Source organism: Glycomyces salinus (assembly GCF_016428645.1).
Taxonomy (GTDB): domain Bacteria; phylum Actinomycetota; class Actinomycetes; order Mycobacteriales; family Micromonosporaceae; genus Glycomyces; species Glycomyces salinus.
Map to the genome: position 1 here is coordinate 1 of NZ_JAELXW010000178.1, position 1,073 is coordinate 1,073.

Below are 1,073 nucleotides of genomic sequence, written 5' to 3' on the forward strand. Positions count from 1 at the left end.
TTGTCGTCCGGCGGGTCGAAGTCGCCGAGCGAGGTGAAGAACTCCCAGATCTCGCCCTTGACCCAGCTGTTGGCGCCGCTCTCGCAGCCGGTGCAGCCGTCGACCGGTCCCTGCTGGTGTCCGCCGTCGAAGGCGGCCCAGACCACCGGATAGCCTTCCTGGCAGCCCGAATAGGCCGTGGTGTAGTGGGTGCCGCTGCCCGAGGCGGGCTCGGGCGGGTTCTGCGGGGTGCAGCCGTTGTTGTTCACGAACGTGTCGCGCATCCCGCGGGCCTGGGGCATGCTGTCGGTGACGCCCTGGATGCCCATGTAGGCCACGGGCTGGTTGCCGCCGTTGCATCCGCTGACCTGTCCGGGGACGGCGATGGCCGCGACCGCGCGGAACTCGTTCGGCCGCGCGCACGCGAGCGCGTAGCTCATGGCCCCGCCGTAGCTGAACCCGAGCGAGAAGCGCTGCGACTGGTCGACGCACAGGTCGGCCTCGATCTGCTGGATCATGGCGTCGACGAAGGCCACGTCCCGGCCGCCGGTGTCGGGCCAGGCGTTGTCGATGCCCTGGGGCGCGACGAAGATCGCGGTCCCGTTGGCCTGGGCCTCGAGTCCGTAGTGCGCGTAGACGGCGCCGTCGCTGCCACCGGAGGCGACGTCGTTCGCGGTGCCGCCCCACCAGTGGAGTCCGAAGATCAGCCGGTGGGCGTAGTCGTTGTCGTAGTTGTCGGGCACCTTGAGGATGAAGCTGCGGTTGGTGCCGTTGACGTTGATGTTGTGCGTGCCGCTCGTCAGCGACGGGGCGGTGCCGCAGCCGTCGCTGGCGTCGACCTCCTGCGCGGAGGCGCTGTTGGCGGTCGCGCCGACGGCGAACACGGTGAGGACGACCGCCGACAGCGCGAGGATTCTGGCATGAAGGGACCGCGTCGAGCGCGGACCGGCCCGGAGTGCCGGGCGCCGGGCCTTCTCCCGGGCTTCGTCTTGGGACATCGAGTACTCCATTCTCATTCGGCCGGTGCGCCGTCGGTGGCGCACCGGTTGGTCTGTGTCAGGTGCGTTGGAGGTTGAACTGCTGGTTGGCGTTTC

At 69.4% G+C, this 1,073-nt stretch carries 1 protein-coding gene; it reads right to left on the reverse strand.

Annotation, left to right across the window (positions count from 1 at the left end; genetic code table 11):
- Positions 1-977, reverse strand: a 977-nt coding sequence (locus JFB92_RS24915; protein ID WP_199044646.1) for a CE1 family esterase, incomplete at its 3' end; no start/stop codon positions are given.
- Positions 978-1,073 lie beyond the last annotated feature (96 nt).